Source organism: Nocardioides sp. GCM10030259, assembly GCF_042666375.1.
Taxonomy (GTDB): Bacteria; Actinomycetota; Actinomycetes; order Propionibacteriales; family Nocardioidaceae; genus Nocardioides.
Window position 1 is genome coordinate 272,699 of the sequence record NZ_JBHTDF010000006.1, and the last position, 14,497, is coordinate 287,195.

Here is a 14,497-nt window from a genome sequence, read left to right on the forward strand (position 1 = left end):
GGCTCACCAGGCCTGCAGGGCCGCCGTACGCCGCGACGCCTCGGCGACCTCGGCCGCCTTCAGGTCGGAGGCGGAGAGGTCGGCGTGGGACGCCCACCACGCCTGCCCGGCGGCGGGGAGGGTGTGGATCGGGTCGTAGTACTCGTAGGTCTTCGTGAGCGCGTCGGGCGACGCCGCCTCGATGGACGTGCGGTAGTTCTTCGTCCAGTGGGAGATGCCCCGCTCGGTGTCGTAGGACGTCAGCTGGTGCACCCAGCGCTTGCCGACGAACGGCACGTCGCAGACGATGCGAGGCGTCGCGAAGCCCGGCAGGTAGCCCATGATGTGGTGCTGCAGCCGCTGCGCGTCGGCGACCGAGACCCGCCAGTGCTCCGAGAACGGGATCATGTCGCACATGTAGAAGTAGTACGGCATGATCTGCGCGCCATCGAGCAGCCGGAAGCACAGGTCGAGCAGGGCGTGCGGGTCGGCGTTGACGCCGTTGAGCAGCACGCCCTGGTTGCGGACGTCGCGGACGCCCGCCTCGAGCATCGCCGCCGAGGCCTGGGCCACGAGCGGGGTGATCGAGTTGGCGTGGTTGGCGTGCGTGTGGATCGCCAGCGAGACGCCGCGGCTCCGCGCGACGCCGGCGACGCGCTCCACGCCGGCGCGGACGTCGTCCTGCAGCCAGTGCTGGGGGAGGCCGATCAGCGCCTTCGTCGCGAGCCGGATGTCGCGGATGTTCTCGATCTCGAGCAGCTGGGTGAGGAAGTCCTCCAGCCGGGGCCACGGCATGTTCGCCACGTCGCCGCCGGAGACCACGACGTCGCGGACCTGCGGCGTGCGCCGGAGGTAGTCGAGCATCGCGCCGAGCCGGTCGTTGGGCTTGCCGGCGAACTTCAGCTTGTCGACGGTCGGGGTCGAGTTGCCGACCAGGTCCATGCGCGTGCAGTGGCCGCAGTACTGCGGGCAGGTCGGCAGCAGCTCGGCCAGCACCTTCGTCGGGTAGCGGTGGGTGAGGCCCTCGGCCACCCACATGTCGTGCTCGTGCAGCGAGTCACGGGTGGCGTGCGGGTGCGACGACCAGTCGGTGCGCCGGTCGGAGAACACCGGGATCATGTAGTGCCGGACCGGGTCGACGTAGAAGGCCTCGGTCATCGAGCCGGGTCCACCGGGCACGAAGGACGGCACCATCGTGTTCATCATCTGCGGCGGCACGAGCATGGACATCGTCGCGCGCTCGGCCTGGTCGCGCTCGAGGTCGGCGTAGAAGCGCTCGTCCAGCAGGTCGCCCATCAGCTCGCGGAGCTGCTTGATGTTCTTGATGCAGTGGGACCGCTGCCACTGCACGGACTCCCACTCCTCGGTCGTGACGTCGCGCCAGCCCGGGAAGCGGGTCCAGTCGGGCTCGACCAGCTCGATGCGCCGATAGGGGTACGGCTGGCCGGTCTGGTCCTCGACGAGGGCAGCGATGGACGTCTCGATGCTCATGTCGTCGAGGGTAGGCGGAGATATTGCGGCGATGCAAACGAATCGCCGGATGTTCTCCCGTCAGAGGAGCGCGCTGGCCAGCAACGTACGGCGGACGTTGGGGTGGTCGGGGTCGCGGCCGTACCGGAGCCAGTACACGCCCTCGACCAGCTCGCGCAGGCCCGCCCGGTCGCCGTCGCCCAGCAGCGTGTCCATGAGCAGCAGCCGCGGCTCGTGCCCGTCGTCGTGCGGAGGGTGGTACTCACGGACCGGCAGCAGGCGGCCGCCCAGGCGCTCGTAGAAGGCGATCCGCCGGCGGTGCTCCACGACCGACTCCTCCCGGAGGTCGGGCTCGTCGGGGTCCTCGACGTCCCAGATCAGCCGGGTCCGCCCCTCGGTGGTCAGCAGCGCCGTCAGCTCACCCCACATCACCGAGCCCGTGCCCTGTCCGCGCCGGCCGACCGCGTAGTAGCGCAGGAACGTCCAGGTCGTCCCCGCCAGGTCGCGCACGAGCGCGAGGCCCGCCGGTCCGCGGTCGTCGACCAGGACCAGCATCCGGTCCGCGAAGAGGTCGGGGAAGGGCGCCTGCAAGTCCTCCGGGAACGCGTCGACGTAGATCCGCTCGACGGCCTCGAGCTCGGGCGGGGTCAGCTCGTCGGCCTCGACCAGCCTCACCGCTCCCACACCACCTCTCCGGCCAGCACCGTCGAGAGCACCTCGATGTCACGGATCCCCGCCGGGTCGACGGTAGCGGGATCGTCCGACAGCACCGCGAGGTCGGCGTACTTCCCGACCGCGATCGTGCCGCGGTCACGCTCCGCGTGGGAGGCGTACGCCGAGCCGAGCGTGTACGCCGTCAGCGCCTCCAGCCCGCTGATCGCCTCCTCGGGACCGCAGGGGAGACCGCCGTCGGTCAGCCGGCTGACCATGTCGTGGATGCCGCGCAGCGGCGCCCCGTCGACGACGGGCCGGTCGGAGCTGCCCGGCGGTGTGATGCCGGCGTCGAGCAGCGACCGGTAGCGGTAGGCCCAGCCGGCCCGCTCCGGCCCGAGCGCGCGCAGCATGCCGTCGCCGATCTCCCCGACGAAGCGGCCCTGCGGCACCGGCACCACGCCGAGCGCCGCGGCGCGGGCGACCTGGTCGGGCCGCGAGACCCCGAAGTGCTCGATCCGGTGCCGTACGTCGGCCCGCGGCCAGCGCCGCTGCGCCTCCTCGACGGCGTCGAGCACCAGGTCGATGGCCGCGTCTCCGATCGCGTGCGCGGCGACCCGCCAGCCGGAGCGGTGGGCCTCGACGATGCGGGTGCGCAGCGCGTCGGCGTCGTCCTGGAGGAAGCCGTGGTTGCCCGGCGTGTCCGCGAAGTCCTCGGTCATCGCGCAGGTGTGCCCGATCAGCGACCCGTCGCTGAAGATCTTCACCGGGCCGATCCGCAGCCGGTCGTCGCCGAGGCCGGTGCGGATGCCGAGGTCGATGCCGAGCGTGATGTCGTCGGTCTCGTGCGCCGGGAGGGAGTGCAGGACGTCGGCGGCGACCATCAGCTCGACGCGCACCGGCAGGCGGCCCAGGTCGCGCGCCCGCTGGTACGCCGCCACCTCGACCGGGCTCTTGCCGATCCAGCCGCCGCCGACGCCCGCCTCGGTGACACTGGTGATGCCCTGCGACAGGTAGGCCGCGCCGGCGCGCTCGATCGCGTCCACCAGGGTGTCCACGGGGTAGGGGAGGACCAGCCGGTTGAGCAGCTGCTGGGCCTGCTCCTGGAGCAGCCCGGTCGGCCGGCCGGACGCGTCGGTGACCACGAGCCCGCCGGGGACGTCGACCGCGGCGTCGGCCAGGCCGAGCTCGGCGAGCAGCGGTCCGTTGACCACGCACATGTGGCCCGAGGTGTGCTTGAGCCACACCTTCCGGCCGGGCGCCGCGCGGTCGAGCGCGTCGCGGTCGGGGTGCGCGCCGATCTTGTTCTCGTCGTAGCCGGCGCCGACGATCCACTCACCCTCCGGCGCGGTCGCGGCGCGCGCCGCGATCGCGTCGTACAGCGCGTCGAGCGTCGGCACCCGCAGGTCGACCTCGGCCAGCGACAGGCCGTACCACGCCATGTGGTTGTGCGCGTCGTGGAAGCCCGGCGTGACGACCGCGCCACCGAGGTCGATCGTGCGGTGCGCCGGCACCTCCTCGAGCGCCACGACCCGGTCGCGCCAGAACGCGACGGCCGGGGCGACGTCGGCGCGGCCGGCGCCCTCGAGGGTGCGCACCCGCGCGTTCGTGAGCAGCAGATCCGCCTTCACAGCTTCGCCTTCTCCACCCGGTGCGACGCCGTCAGCGGCAGGTCGTCGCGGAACTCCCAGAAGCGTGGCACCTTGAACGCCGCCAGCCGCTCGGCGCACCACGCCTCGAGCGCGTCGGCGGAGGCGTCGGGCGCCACGACGTACGCCTTGACCTCCTCGCCGCGGATCTCGTCCGGTACGCCGACCACCGCCGCGAGCCGGACCGCGGGGTGCGCGAGCAGCACCTCCTCGACCTCGCGGGCCGCGATGTTCTCGCCGCTGCGGCGGATCATGTCCTTGAGCCGCCCGGCGAGGTAGACGCGGCTTTCGTCGTCCAGCCGCGCGAGGTCGCCGGTGGGGAACCACCCGTCGACGAACGGGTCGGGGTGCCCCAGGTAGCCGTCCATCATCCCGGGGCCGCGCAGCCACATCTGGCCGTCGTCGTCGATGCGCACCTCGCGGTGGGCCGCCGGCCGGCCCAGGCAGCCGCTGCCGACGAGCGCGTCGTGGTCGTCGGGCGTGACCCGGATGTCGGCGCCGGTCTCGGTCATGCCGAACGCCTCGAACCACGGCACGCCCCAGCGCTCCTCGAGGTCCGCGTGCAGCGCGGGCGGGATCGCCGAGCACTGCACCGCGCGGACCCGGTGGTCGCGGTCGGCGGGGTCGGGCGGCATCCTCAGCAGCAGCGTCGGCATCGCGGCGAGGCAGTAGAAGTAGGTCACCTCGTGGCGGCGCACCTGCTGCCAGAACGTCGAGGGGTGGAAGCCGTCGAGGGCGACGAGGTGGGCGCCGGCCATCAGCGCGGTGACGACGTTCCACATCGGGTCGAGGTAGAAGAACGGCTGCGCCGTCAGCATGACGTCGTCGGACGTGATCCGCGGGAACTCGTCCACCAGGCTGAAGCCCAGGGTGGTCCAGTAGCGGTGCGAGAGCAGGCAGCCCTTCGGGCGCCCGGTGGTGCCGGACGTGTACTGCACGTTGACGGCCGCACCCGCGTCGATCGGCCCCTGCTCGAACTCGCCCTCGGGCGCCAGGTCGTCGACGAGGACCACCTCGGGGGCGGGGGAGAGGCCGCCGAGGAGGTCGGCGTACGCCGGCGACGTGACGGCCAGCCGGACCCCGGCGTCGTCGAGGAGGTGCTGCGCGTCCGCGGTCCGGTAGCGCACGTTCAGCGGCGCGATCGCCGCGCCGAGCCGGGCCAGGGCCAGCCACACGAGCGGGAACTCCGGCGCGTTGTCGAGCATCACCGCGACCCGGTCGCCGGGCGCCACCCCGCGCTCGCGCAGCGCCTGGGCGAGCCGCGCCGTCCGGTCCCCGACGGCGGAGAACGTGAACGTGCGCTCCGACCCGTCGGCGGCCACGAACGTCCAGGCCGGACGCTCGGGCCAGCGCTCCTCGGCCCAGACGAGGAGCGACACCAGCGTCCGCTCAGCCACGGTTGAAGGCCTCGGTGGGAGCGTCGCTCTCGCCGGAGAGCGAGGTGAGGATCGCGTGGTCGACCTCGCGGACCATGGCGTCCTCGAGCGTCGCGTCGAGCCCGTGGTCGAGCACCTGCTTGGCCAGGCTGAGCGCCAGCGGCGGCCGCTCGGCCAGCCGGCGCGCGAGGCCGAGGGCGGTGGTCTCGTGCTCCCCGGGAGGTACGACGCGCGCGACCATGCCCAGCCGGCCGGCCTCGGCGCCGGTCACCCGGTCGCCGAGCAGCAGCAGCTCCTTGGCCTTCGCCCACCCGACCAGCGCCGGCAGCAGCTTCGAGATGCCGCCGGTGACGCTCAGCCCGACGCCGACCTCGGGGAAGCCGAACTGCGCGTCCTCGGTCGCGACGACGACGTCGCAGGCGAGCGCGAACTCGCAGCCGGCGCCGAGCGCGTAGCCGTGCACCGCCGCGACGACCGGGCCCGGGAAGCGCCGGACCAGGCGGGTGACGTCCTGGATCTCCTCGAGCCGGGCGCGGGTCTGCACCGGCGTCTCCACGGGCTCGGGCTCCTTGAGGTCGTGCCCGGCGCAGAACGCCCGGCCCCGCCCGGCGAGCACCACGGCGCGCGCGTCCTCGCGGGCCGCCCGAGCGAGAGCGGCCGCCAGGCCCGCGGTCAGCGCGGGGACGACGGCGTTGAGCCGGTCGGGGCGGTTCAGGTGGATGAGCGCGACGTCGCCGTCGCGGACGTACTCGACGGGCACAGACTCGACCTCCACGGCCGGCTCCTTCGGATCTCGGTCTACCGATCGATCGATCGGTAGGGCATCATCGGCACGGTAGGTCGTCCCGGGAGAAGGGGTCAAGCGGTGGCGGAGTCGACAGCCGGGTCGACGGCGGAGCGGCTGCGCGCGGTGGCGCTCACGCTGTTCGCCGAACGCGGCTACCACGGCACCGGCATCCGGCAGCTCGCCGACGCCGCGGGCATCTCGTCGGCCTCCCTCTATCACTACATGGGCACCAAGGAGGAGCTGCTCGTCGCGCTGATGCGGGCGAGCCTCTCCGAGCTCGTCGAGGCGGGGGAGCGGCTCGCCGCCGAGCACCCCGACCCGCGCGGTCGTCTCGTGGCGCTCGTCGAGCTGCACGTCCGCACCCATGCGACCGCACCCGAGCGGACCCGCGTCGTCGACGACGAGGTCCGGGCGCTGTCGAGCGACGCACGGGCCGAGGTCGTCGCGCTGCGCGACCGGTACGAGGCCGTGTGGCAGCAGGCCATCGCCGACGGCGTGGCGGCGGAGGTGTTCCGGGTCGGCTCGGTCCCCGTCGTCCGACGCGCGCTGCTCGAGATGTGCAGCGGGGTCGCGCGCTGGTGGACCCCCGACGGCGAGCTCGACCTGGACGCCCTCGCGGAGGAGTACGCCGGCCTGGCGCTGCGCGTGGTCGACGCGGCCTGACCGCCGGTGGACCAGACCTGCCGGACCAGACCGCGCTCGGCGCGTCCCGGACGACACGCCGGGAATCTCCGCAAAATTTCGGGCGATCCCGGGCGGTGCGAATCCCTCCTGACCTGCGACTTCTTGCATCTGCGCAGGTCATCGGGCGGTTGACAGCGGCCGGATCGCGCAGCACTGTGGCGCGCGTCCGTTCATGCAGATCGGGGTTGACGGACCGGCGTCCGAGTGGCCGGGTCGGGGGTGGGCGTGCCACCCACACTTCCGACCCTGTTCGCGGAGGTCGGTCCATCAGGCCGAGAACGGATGCGGAAGGGACCCGCGTCCCCTAGACAACAGCGCGACCCCGACAGCCGGTCGGGTTCGGGTTGGTCCGAAGGGCGCGGGATCCTTCCGGGGTCCGGATATCGTCGGAGCGTGCTGCCGCGGATCCTGGTCGCCGCCCTGTGCGGCGTCGGCCTCTCACTCGCCTTCGAGCCCGTGGCGCTGCCGATCGTGATCCCCTTCTGCATCGCCGGGTTCGTGCTGTGCTGCCGCGGGCTCCGCATCCGCAGCGGCTGGATCCCGGCGCTGGCCTTCGGCATCGGCTTCCAGTGGGTCCACCTGTTCTGGATGCGCGCGGTCGGCCCCGACGCCTGGCTCGCGCTCGCCACCGTCGAGGCCGTGTTCGTCGCGCTGCTCGGGTCCCTCACCACGGTGCTGCTCCACCACCGGTGGTGGCCGTTGTGGGTGGCCGCCGCCTGGACGACGATCGAGGTGTGGCGCAGCGGCTGGCCGTTCAGCGGCATGCCCTGGGGACGCCTGGCGTTCGCGACGGCCGACACCTTCGTCGCCGACTCGCTGCCCTGGATCGGCGCGGTGGGGGTCAGCTTCGTCCTCGCGCTCAGCGGCACGCTGCTCGCGTGGCTCGTCGTCGCCCGCGGGCGCGAGCGGCGGGTCGCCGCCGGGGTGCTCGCCGGGCTCGTGGTCGTCACGCTCGTGCCGGTCGGCGTCTCCTGGGAGGGAGAGCGGTCCGGGACCGCCGTCGTCGCGACCGTGCAGGGCGACGTCCCCGGCGACGGTGACGACATCCTGTACGACTACCGGCAGGTCACCCAGAACCAGATCGACGTCACCACCCGGCTGGCCGAGGACGTCGCCGCCGGCCGGCAGCCGCGACCCGACTTCGTGGTGTGGCCGGAGAACTCCACCGCCGTCGACCCCTTCCGCGACCAGCAGACCAACGCCGGGATCCTGACGGCCAGCCACGCGATCGGCGTACCCATCCTCGTCGGCGCCATCGTGGACGCCGGCCCCGAGCACGTCCTCAACCAGGGGATCGTCTGGGACCCGGTCACCGGGGCGGGGGACCGCTACACCAAGCGGCACCCGGTGCCGTTCGGCGAGTACATCCCCGCGCGCAAGCTCTTCACCCGGCAGTTCGGACGCCTCGCCGAGATCCCCCGCGACATGCTCAGCGGCACCCGTGACGAGCCGCTGAGCATCGCCGGCGTCGACGTCGCCGACTCGATCTGCTTCGACGTGGCGTACGACGACGGCATCCGCGCCCAGGTCGAGCGCGGGGCCGAGATGCTGACGGTCCAGACCAGCAACGCGACGTTCATCCACACCGACCAGATCGACCAGCAGTTCGCGATCACGCGGCTGCGGGCGATCGAGACGGGGCGCTGGCTGGTCGTCGCCTCGACCAACGGCGTCACCGGAGTGATCGCCCCCGACGGCAGCGTCGTCGCCAGCGCGGAGCCGCGCACGCAGGCCGCGCTGGTGGAGCAGGTCGAGCTGGTCTCGTCGGTGACTCCTGCCGTGCGGATCGGCCCCTGGTCCGGACGTCTCCTCGCCGTCCTGACCGCAGTCGGGCTCGTGCTCGCCTGGGTCCCGTATCGTCGGAGTCGTACCCGGCAGACGGCCGTGGACGCACCCCAGCCGACCGGCGTCGCCGGCGCCGAGGAGAGCAGGAGCGAGCACCGGTGACCCCCGAATCGCGGGACCCAGCAGGCGCCGAGAACCACGGCCTGGGTCGCATCGTCGTCGTCATCCCGACCTACAACGAGGTTGAGAACCTGCCCTGGATCGTCGGGCGGCTCCGGGTCGCGCAGCCGGCCGTCGACGTGCTCGTCGTCGACGACGGCTCGCCCGACGGCACCGGCACGGTCGCCGACGAGCTGGCCGCCGCCGACCCGGCCGTGAGCGTCATCCACCGGACCGAGAAGGCCGGCCTCGGCGCGGCGTACCTGCACGGCTTCCGAGTCGCCCTCGACGCGGGCTACGACGTGATCGGCGAGATGGACGCCGACGGCTCGCACCAGCCCGAGCAGCTCGACCGGCTGCTCGACGCCCTCGGCGACGCCGACCTCGTGATCGGGTCGCGCTGGGTGCCCGGGGGAGCGGTGGTGAACTGGCCGCTGCGTCGCGAGCTGCTCAGCCGCGGCGGGAACCTCTACGTCCGGCTGCTGCTCGGGGTGCCCGTGCACGACGCCACCGCCGGCTACCGGCTGTTCCGCCGTACGACGCTCGAGAAGATCGACCTCGCCTCGGTGGAGTCGACCGGCTACGTCTTCCAGACCGACATGGTCGCCCGCACCCTCCAGGCCGGGCTGACGGTCCGCGAGGTGCCGATCGAGTTCGTGGAGCGCGTCCGCGGCGACTCCAAGATGAGCGGCGCGGTCGCGTCGGAGTCGCTCCGCCGGATCACGGTGTGGGGGCTGCGCGAGCGGGCCGCCCAGGTGCGTCGCATGGTCGGACGATGACCGCGTCGAGGAGTCGCCGCCGGCGGATGATCCAGCTCACGCTGTTCGTCCTCTTCGTCCTGGTCCCGCTCCTCGAGATCTACGTGCTCGTCCAGGTCGGCCAGGTGATCGGCGCCGGGTGGACGATCCTGTTGCTGATCGCCGACGCGATCCTCGGGACCTGGCTGATCCGTCACGAAGGTGGTCGGGCCTGGCAGGCCCTGCGCGACGCGCTCGACAGCGGCCGGATGCCGGCCACCGAGCTTGCCGACGGCGCGCTCATCCTGATCGGCGGCACGCTCATGCTGGCGCCGGGCTTCATCACCGACGCCTTCGGCATCCTGCTGATCCTGCCGTTCACGCGGCCGGTGTTCCGGCGGGTGCTCGGAGCGGCGGTCGCCCGCCGCCTGACGGTCGACTTCCTCGACGTACGAACCCAGGCCGGCCCTCAGACGCGACAAGGCCCCGGACCCGGGCCCGGTGAGGGGCCCATCGTCCGGGGCGAAGTCGTGGACGAGGACTGAGTCAGCCCGCCCGGCGCTTCTTCTGATTGGCGCGGTGCAGGTGCGCGGGACCGATCTCGCCGCCGCGCAGCAGGTCGAGACGCTCCTTGAGGATGTCCTCGAGCTCCTTCTCCGACCGCCGCTCGAGCAGCATGTCCCAGTGGGTGCGGGCCGGCTTCTCGGCCTTCACCTCGGGCTGGATGCCGGAGACGCTGAGCGCCTCGGCGCCGCAGCGCGGGCACTCCCACACTGCCGGGACGTCGGCCTCGACCGACATCGTGATCTCGAACTCGTGCCCCTGCGGGCACTGGTAACCGACCTGCTGACGAGCCGCGAACTCGATGCCGCGCTCATCCTCGAAACTCTGGCCCCCGAGCCGCGCTCCACGCAGTGTGCGCTCCGCCATGAGCCACCTCCCGAATCCTTGTCCCCCGATTGTCTGTCCGAGACAGACGAGCCGCGCCATGCGTGGCGCGAGCCTCGGGGTTCGTGTACCCCGCCCGTCGATGTCTCAACCTGTTCAACGGTAGAGGGGAGGGCAAGATTCCGGGAATCGGCGCGCGTGCGCGCGATCACAGCGACTTCTCAGACAACCTGCGGCAGCTCGTTGCCCGCCTCGCGGATGCCGCGCCGCGGGTCGACCCGGACGAGCAGGGCGATGCCCACCACGAAGAGCACCATCAGCGCCAGCAGCGCCGGCCGGTAGGAGTCGGTCCACTGGTGGACGAGACCGAAGATCAGCGTGCCGATCCAGCTCGTGCCACGCTCGCAGGCCTGGTAGAGCGAGAAGTACTCCGCCTCGCGGCCGCGCGGGATGAGCTGGCTGTAGAACGACCGGGACAGCGCCTGGGTGCCGCCGAGCACCACGCCGATCGCGACGGCGAGCAGCAGGAAGAGGGGCAGGTTGTCGGCGGGGGTCAGCCAGCCCGCCACGACGACCCCGAGCCAGATGAACAGCCCGACGAGGATCACCCGGTAGGCACCGAGCCGGCCCGCCACCCGGCCGAAGCCGAGGGCACCGGCGATGCCGACGAACTGGACGACGAGGAACGCCATCAGCACGGTGCTCTTCTCGAAGCCGAGCTGCTTCTCGCCGTACACGGAGGCGGCGTAGATGACGGTCTGGATGCCGTCGTTGTAGAAGAGGTAGGCGAGCAGGAACGTGAGCGTGACGGGGTAGCCGCGCAGGTCCTTGAGCGTGTGCCACAGCTGGCCGAAGCTGGCGCGGACCAGACCACCCGACTCGGCGACCGGGTTCACCGGCGGGCGGGAGCGGATGCCGCGCACGGGGATGATGGTGAAGACCGCCCACCAGATGCCGGCCGACAGCAGGCTGATCCGCACCGCCATCTCAGTGCTGTCGCTCATCACCGTCAGCAGCACGAAGTTGCCGGCGAGCAGGAGGCCGCCGCCGAGGTAGCCGAGGGCCCAGCCGCGCGAGGAGACCCGATCGCGCTCGTCGGGGTCCGCGATCTCGACGAGCAGCGAGTCGTAGACCACGAGACTCGCCCCGAGGCACAGCGTGGCCAGCAGGAGCAGCACCGCCCCGAGCTGCCAGTTGCTGCCCGCCACCAGGAACATGAGCGCGGCCATCAGGCTGCCGGTCCAGGCGAAGCCGCCCAGCAGCTTCGGCTTGGCGGCGCTGCGGTCGGCGACCGCGCCGACGATCGGCAGCACGACGGCGGAGACGATCGTGGCGATCGTGACGATGTAGAAGACCAGCGAGCCGGCGGAGACGTCGAGGCCGAGGACGTGGAGGTCGGTCGTGCACTTGAACCCGGCGTCCTCGTCGGTCGCCCGGCCGCAGGCGGCCTTCTCCGCGACCGAGGTGAGGTACGGCGCGAAGAGCACCGCGGCCGTGGTGGTGACGAAGGCGCTGTTGGCCCAGTCGTACCAGTACCACGCCTTCTGCTCGCGAGCCCGGGTCGCCGGGTCGATCCCTGCTGCCGTCATCACGACTCCCTCCAATGGCCGCGATCGACCAGGACGGCCTTGAGTATGTCGGTGCGATCGGTGAAGAGGCCGTCGACGCCCCGGTCGAGCAGGAGCCGCATCTCGGCCTCGTCGTCGATGGTCCACACGTGGACGTGCCGTCCCGCCGCGTGCGCCCGCCGGACCAGGCCGGACGTGGCGACGACCAGCGGTCCGCGCCGGTACGGAACCTGCAGGGCCGCGCCGCTCCGGCTGACCAGCGCGGCCAGGCGGCCGGGCAGCAGCCGGAACGCGACGATCTCGGCCGGCGTCGCGCTCGTGGGGACCCGCCCCTGCGTCAGGCGGCGGAACCGCGCCGTACGTCGTCCGGAGAACGAGCCGACGAGGACCCGGTCCCACGCGTCCCGGGCGGCGACGAAGTCGGCCAGCGCCGTGACGGCGCCCTCGGACTTGAGGTCGATGTTGAACCGCGCCTGGGGGAAGGCGTCGAAGAGGTCGGCCAGGGTGGGCACGGCCTCCTTCCCGTTGACCAGCGCCTCACGCACCTCGGCGTGGCTGAGCGTCGCGATCTCCCCGCGCCGGTCGGTCACCCGGTCGAGGACGGTGTCGTGGAACGCCAGCAGCACGCCGTCCCGCGTCACGTGGACGTCGGTCTCGAGGTAGCGGTAGCCGAGGGCGACGGCGTGCCGGAACGCCGCGAGCGTGTTCTCCAGGCCCTCGATCTCCGGGTGGTAGGCGCCACCGCGGTGCGCGAACGCGAGCACCTCACCGGGGCGGTCGAGCACCGAGTCGAGGAACGCGAACCCGGTCGTCGGCGTCGTCACACGCGGCAGTATTCACCCTCCCGGCACCGGGCCCGCCCCGGACTCGCGGGGGACCCGGCGCGCGTCCGTCGACACTCACCGCAGGGGCGGTAGCGTCGTGACATGGAGACCTTGACCTGTCCTCGATGCGGCGCGGAGATGGAGACGCGCCCGCTCAGCTCCGCCCTCGGAGAAGGCGCGGTCAACGCATGTCCCGCCGGCCATGGCGTCTTCCTCGGTCGCGCCGATCTCGGCGCCCTCATCGAGGCCGAGAACGACTGGCACGCCCACGCCGGCCAGCACACCGCGCCGATGCCGCGCATCACCCCGGACATGACCGCCCCGCCCGCCAGCAAGCCGCCCGCCCGGGCGTGGGTGGAGACGCTCTTCCACTGAGGGTGGGGCTGCCGCCCCTCAGATGTCCCTGAACGTCTCGATGCTGGCGCCGAGCTGGTTGAGCCGCTCGGCGAGGTCCTCGTAGCCGCGGTGGATGACGTACGTCGAGCGCAGCACCGAGGTGCCCTTCGACGCGAGCATCGCGAGCAGGATGACCACGGCCGGCCGCAGCGCCGGGGGACAGACCAGCTCGGTGCCGCTGAAGCTCGTCGGGCCCTCGATCATGACCCGGTGCGGGTCGAGGAGCTTGACGCGCGCGCCGAGCTTGTTGAGGTCGGTCAGGTAGATCGCCCGGTTCTCGTAGACCCAGTCGTGCAGCAGGGTCTGGCCGTCGGCGACGGCGGCGATCACCGCGAAGAACGGCAGGTTGTCGATGTTGAGGCCCGGGAACGGCATCGGGTGGATCTTGTCGAGCGGGGCGTGGAGCTCCGACGGCTTGGTCGTGATGTCGACCAGGCGGGTGTGCCCGTTGAGCGCGACGTACTCGTCGGAGCGGTCGTAGCGCAGGCCCATCTCCTCGAGCAGCGCGAGCTCGATCTCCATGAACTCGATCGGCACCCGGCGGATCGTGATCTCGGACTGCGTCACGATGGCGGCCGCGAGCAGCGACATCGCCTCGATCGGGTCCTCGCTCGGCGCGTAGTCGACGTCGACGTCGATCTCGGTCAGGCCGGTCACCGACAGCGTGGTGGTGCCGATGCCGTCGATCCGTACGCCGAGCCGCTGCAGGAAGAAGCAGAGGTCCTGGACCATGTAGTTCGACGACGCGTTGCGGATCACGGTGGTGCCCGGGTGCAGGGCGGCCGCCATCAGCGCGTTCTCGGTCACGGTGTCGCCGCGCTCGGTCAGCACGATCGGCCGGCCCGGCTCGATCGCCCGGTTGACCGAGGCGTGGTAGTAGCCCTCGGTCGCCTTGACCTCGAGCCCGAACGGCCGCAGCGCCGACATGTGCGGCTCGACCGTGCGGGTGCCGAGGTCGCAGCCGCCGGCGTACGGCAGCTCGAAGGTGTCCGACCGGTGCAGCAGCGGGCCGAGGAACATGATGATCGAGCGGGTACGACGCGCGGCCGCGGCGTCGACGTTGTCGAGCGCGAGCTCGCGCGGCGGGACGATCTCGAGGTCGTTGTCGTCGTTGAGCCAGCGGCACTGGACGCCCAGGCTGCTGAGCACCTCGAGGAGCCGGTTGACCTCCTCGATCCGGGCGACCTTGCGCAGCGTCGTGCGCCCCCGGTTGAGGAGGGTGGCGCACAGCAGCGCGACCCCGGCGTTCTTGGAGGTCTTGACGTCGATCTCGCCCGAGAGCGTCGTGGGGCCGGTGACGCGCAGGTGCGTGGGCCCGGCTCCGACGGCGACGATCTCGGAGTCGAGGGCGGCGCCGATGCGGGCCAGCATCTCGAGCGAGAGGTTCTGGTGGCCCTTCTCGATGCGGTTGACGGCCGATTGACTGGTGCCGAGGAGGTCGGCCAGCTGGTGCTGGGTGAGCCCGCGGTGCTTGCGGGCGTCGCGGATCAGGTTGCCGATGCGGTTCTTGTAGCCCTCGGTCATGCAGTCAAGGTAACTCACAT

14 protein-coding genes are annotated in these 14,497 nt (G+C 72.1%); 5 read left to right on the forward strand and 9 right to left on the reverse strand.

Annotated elements, in window-relative coordinates:
• Nucleotides 1–3 precede the first annotated feature (3 nt).
• The 5 genes from ACFQQI_RS08110 to ACFQQI_RS08130 are packed head-to-tail and all read right to left on the reverse strand — an operon-like array spanning nt 4 to nt 5,900.
• Complete coding sequence (locus ACFQQI_RS08110; RefSeq protein ID WP_378560615.1) at nt 4–1,470, reverse strand: KamA family radical SAM protein; 1,467 nt, start codon at nt 1,468–1,470, stop codon at nt 4–6.
• Nucleotides 1,471–1,530: 60 nt separating this feature from the next.
• The gene (locus ACFQQI_RS08115; protein WP_378560618.1) at nt 1,531–2,124 is read right to left on the reverse strand and encodes a hypothetical protein; all 594 of its coding nucleotides are present in this window, start codon (nt 2,122–2,124) and stop codon (nt 1,531–1,533) included.
• Nucleotides 2,121–3,731 carry an amidohydrolase gene (locus tag ACFQQI_RS08120; protein WP_378560621.1) on the reverse strand — a complete coding sequence of 537 codons (1,611 nt, stop codon included), beginning with the start codon at nt 3,729–3,731 and terminating at the stop codon, nt 2,121–2,123. Before ACFQQI_RS08120 ends, ACFQQI_RS08115 begins: the two co-directional genes overlap by 4 nt.
• A complete protein-coding gene (locus ACFQQI_RS08125; RefSeq protein ID WP_378560624.1) occupies nt 3,728–5,146 on the reverse strand; it encodes an AMP-binding protein in 1,419 nt (472 codons plus the stop codon). Before ACFQQI_RS08125 ends, ACFQQI_RS08120 begins: the two co-directional genes overlap by 4 nt.
• Nucleotides 5,139–5,900 carry an enoyl-CoA hydratase/isomerase family protein gene (locus ACFQQI_RS08130; RefSeq protein ID WP_378560627.1) on the reverse strand — a complete coding sequence of 254 codons (762 nt, stop codon included), beginning with the start codon at nt 5,898–5,900 and terminating at the stop codon, nt 5,139–5,141. The genes ACFQQI_RS08125 and ACFQQI_RS08130 overlap by 8 nt, the downstream gene beginning before the upstream one ends.
• Nucleotides 5,901–5,990: 90 nt before the next feature.
• Between ACFQQI_RS08130 and ACFQQI_RS08135 the strand changes: the two genes are divergently transcribed.
• From ACFQQI_RS08135 to ACFQQI_RS08150, 4 genes are all read left to right on the forward strand, one after another.
• A complete protein-coding gene (locus tag ACFQQI_RS08135; RefSeq protein ID WP_378560630.1) occupies nt 5,991–6,575 on the forward strand; it encodes a TetR/AcrR family transcriptional regulator in 585 nt (194 codons plus the stop codon).
• A 414-nt stretch (nt 6,576–6,989) separates the two neighbouring features.
• Nucleotides 6,990–8,543 (forward strand): apolipoprotein N-acyltransferase, encoded by a 1,554-nt coding sequence (gene lnt / locus ACFQQI_RS08140; protein ID WP_378560633.1) that lies wholly within the window; start codon nt 6,990–6,992, stop codon nt 8,541–8,543.
• Nucleotides 8,540–9,319, forward strand: a complete 780-nt coding sequence (locus ACFQQI_RS08145) for a polyprenol monophosphomannose synthase (RefSeq protein WP_378560636.1) — start codon at nt 8,540–8,542, stop codon at nt 9,317–9,319. Before lnt ends, ACFQQI_RS08145 begins: the two co-directional genes overlap by 4 nt.
• Nucleotides 9,316–9,822 (forward strand): FxsA family protein, encoded by a 507-nt coding sequence (locus ACFQQI_RS08150; protein ID WP_378560639.1) that lies wholly within the window; start codon nt 9,316–9,318, stop codon nt 9,820–9,822. The genes ACFQQI_RS08145 and ACFQQI_RS08150 overlap by 4 nt, the downstream gene beginning before the upstream one ends.
• Nucleotide 9,823: 1 nt before the next feature.
• Here ACFQQI_RS08150 and ACFQQI_RS08155 read toward each other — a convergent pair whose 3' ends face one another.
• The 3 genes from ACFQQI_RS08155 to ACFQQI_RS08165 form a co-directional block, all read right to left on the reverse strand.
• Nucleotides 9,824–10,207 (reverse strand): RNA polymerase-binding protein RbpA, encoded by a 384-nt coding sequence (locus tag ACFQQI_RS08155; protein ID WP_378560642.1) that lies wholly within the window; start codon nt 10,205–10,207, stop codon nt 9,824–9,826.
• 179 nt (nt 10,208–10,386) lie between these two features.
• Nucleotides 10,387–11,754, reverse strand: coding sequence for an MFS transporter (locus ACFQQI_RS08160; protein ID WP_378560644.1), 1,368 nt, complete (start codon nt 11,752–11,754; stop codon nt 10,387–10,389).
• On the reverse strand, nt 11,754–12,557 hold the full coding sequence (locus tag ACFQQI_RS08165; RefSeq protein WP_378560647.1) for a glycerophosphodiester phosphodiesterase: 804 nt from the start codon (nt 12,555–12,557) through the stop codon (nt 11,754–11,756). The genes ACFQQI_RS08160 and ACFQQI_RS08165 overlap by 1 nt, the downstream gene beginning before the upstream one ends.
• A 102-nt stretch (nt 12,558–12,659) precedes the next feature.
• Here ACFQQI_RS08165 and ACFQQI_RS08170 point away from each other — a divergent pair, with 102 nt between their 5' ends.
• On the forward strand, nt 12,660–12,932 hold the full coding sequence (locus ACFQQI_RS08170; protein WP_378560650.1) for a zf-TFIIB domain-containing protein: 273 nt from the start codon (nt 12,660–12,662) through the stop codon (nt 12,930–12,932).
• Between the two features lie 18 nt (nt 12,933–12,950).
• Here the strand turns inward: ACFQQI_RS08170 and ACFQQI_RS08175 are convergent, their stop codons facing one another.
• Complete coding sequence (locus ACFQQI_RS08175) at nt 12,951–14,477, reverse strand: UDP-N-acetylglucosamine 1-carboxyvinyltransferase (RefSeq protein WP_378560653.1); 1,527 nt, start codon at nt 14,475–14,477, stop codon at nt 12,951–12,953.
• Between the last annotated feature and the right edge of the window lie 20 nt (nt 14,478–14,497).

Bases quoted from the DNA above. Each gene is read 5' to 3' on its own strand.
- ACFQQI_RS08110 (WP_378560615.1), bottom strand. From the start codon at position 1,470: ATGAGCATCGAGACGTCCATCGCTGCCCTCGTCGAGGACCAGACCGGC.
- ACFQQI_RS08150 (WP_378560639.1), top strand. From the start codon at position 9,316: ATGACCGCGTCGAGGAGTCGCCGCCGGCGGATGATCCAGCTCACGCTG.
- ACFQQI_RS08155 (WP_378560642.1), bottom strand. From the start codon at position 10,207: ATGGCGGAGCGCACACTGCGTGGAGCGCGGCTCGGGGGCCAGAGTTTC.
- ACFQQI_RS08160 (WP_378560644.1), bottom strand. From the start codon at position 11,754: ATGACGGCAGCAGGGATCGACCCGGCGACCCGGGCTCGCGAGCAGAAG.
- ACFQQI_RS08170 (WP_378560650.1), top strand. From the start codon at position 12,660: ATGGAGACCTTGACCTGTCCTCGATGCGGCGCGGAGATGGAGACGCGC.
- ACFQQI_RS08175 (WP_378560653.1), bottom strand. From the start codon at position 14,477: ATGACCGAGGGCTACAAGAACCGCATCGGCAACCTGATCCGCGACGCC.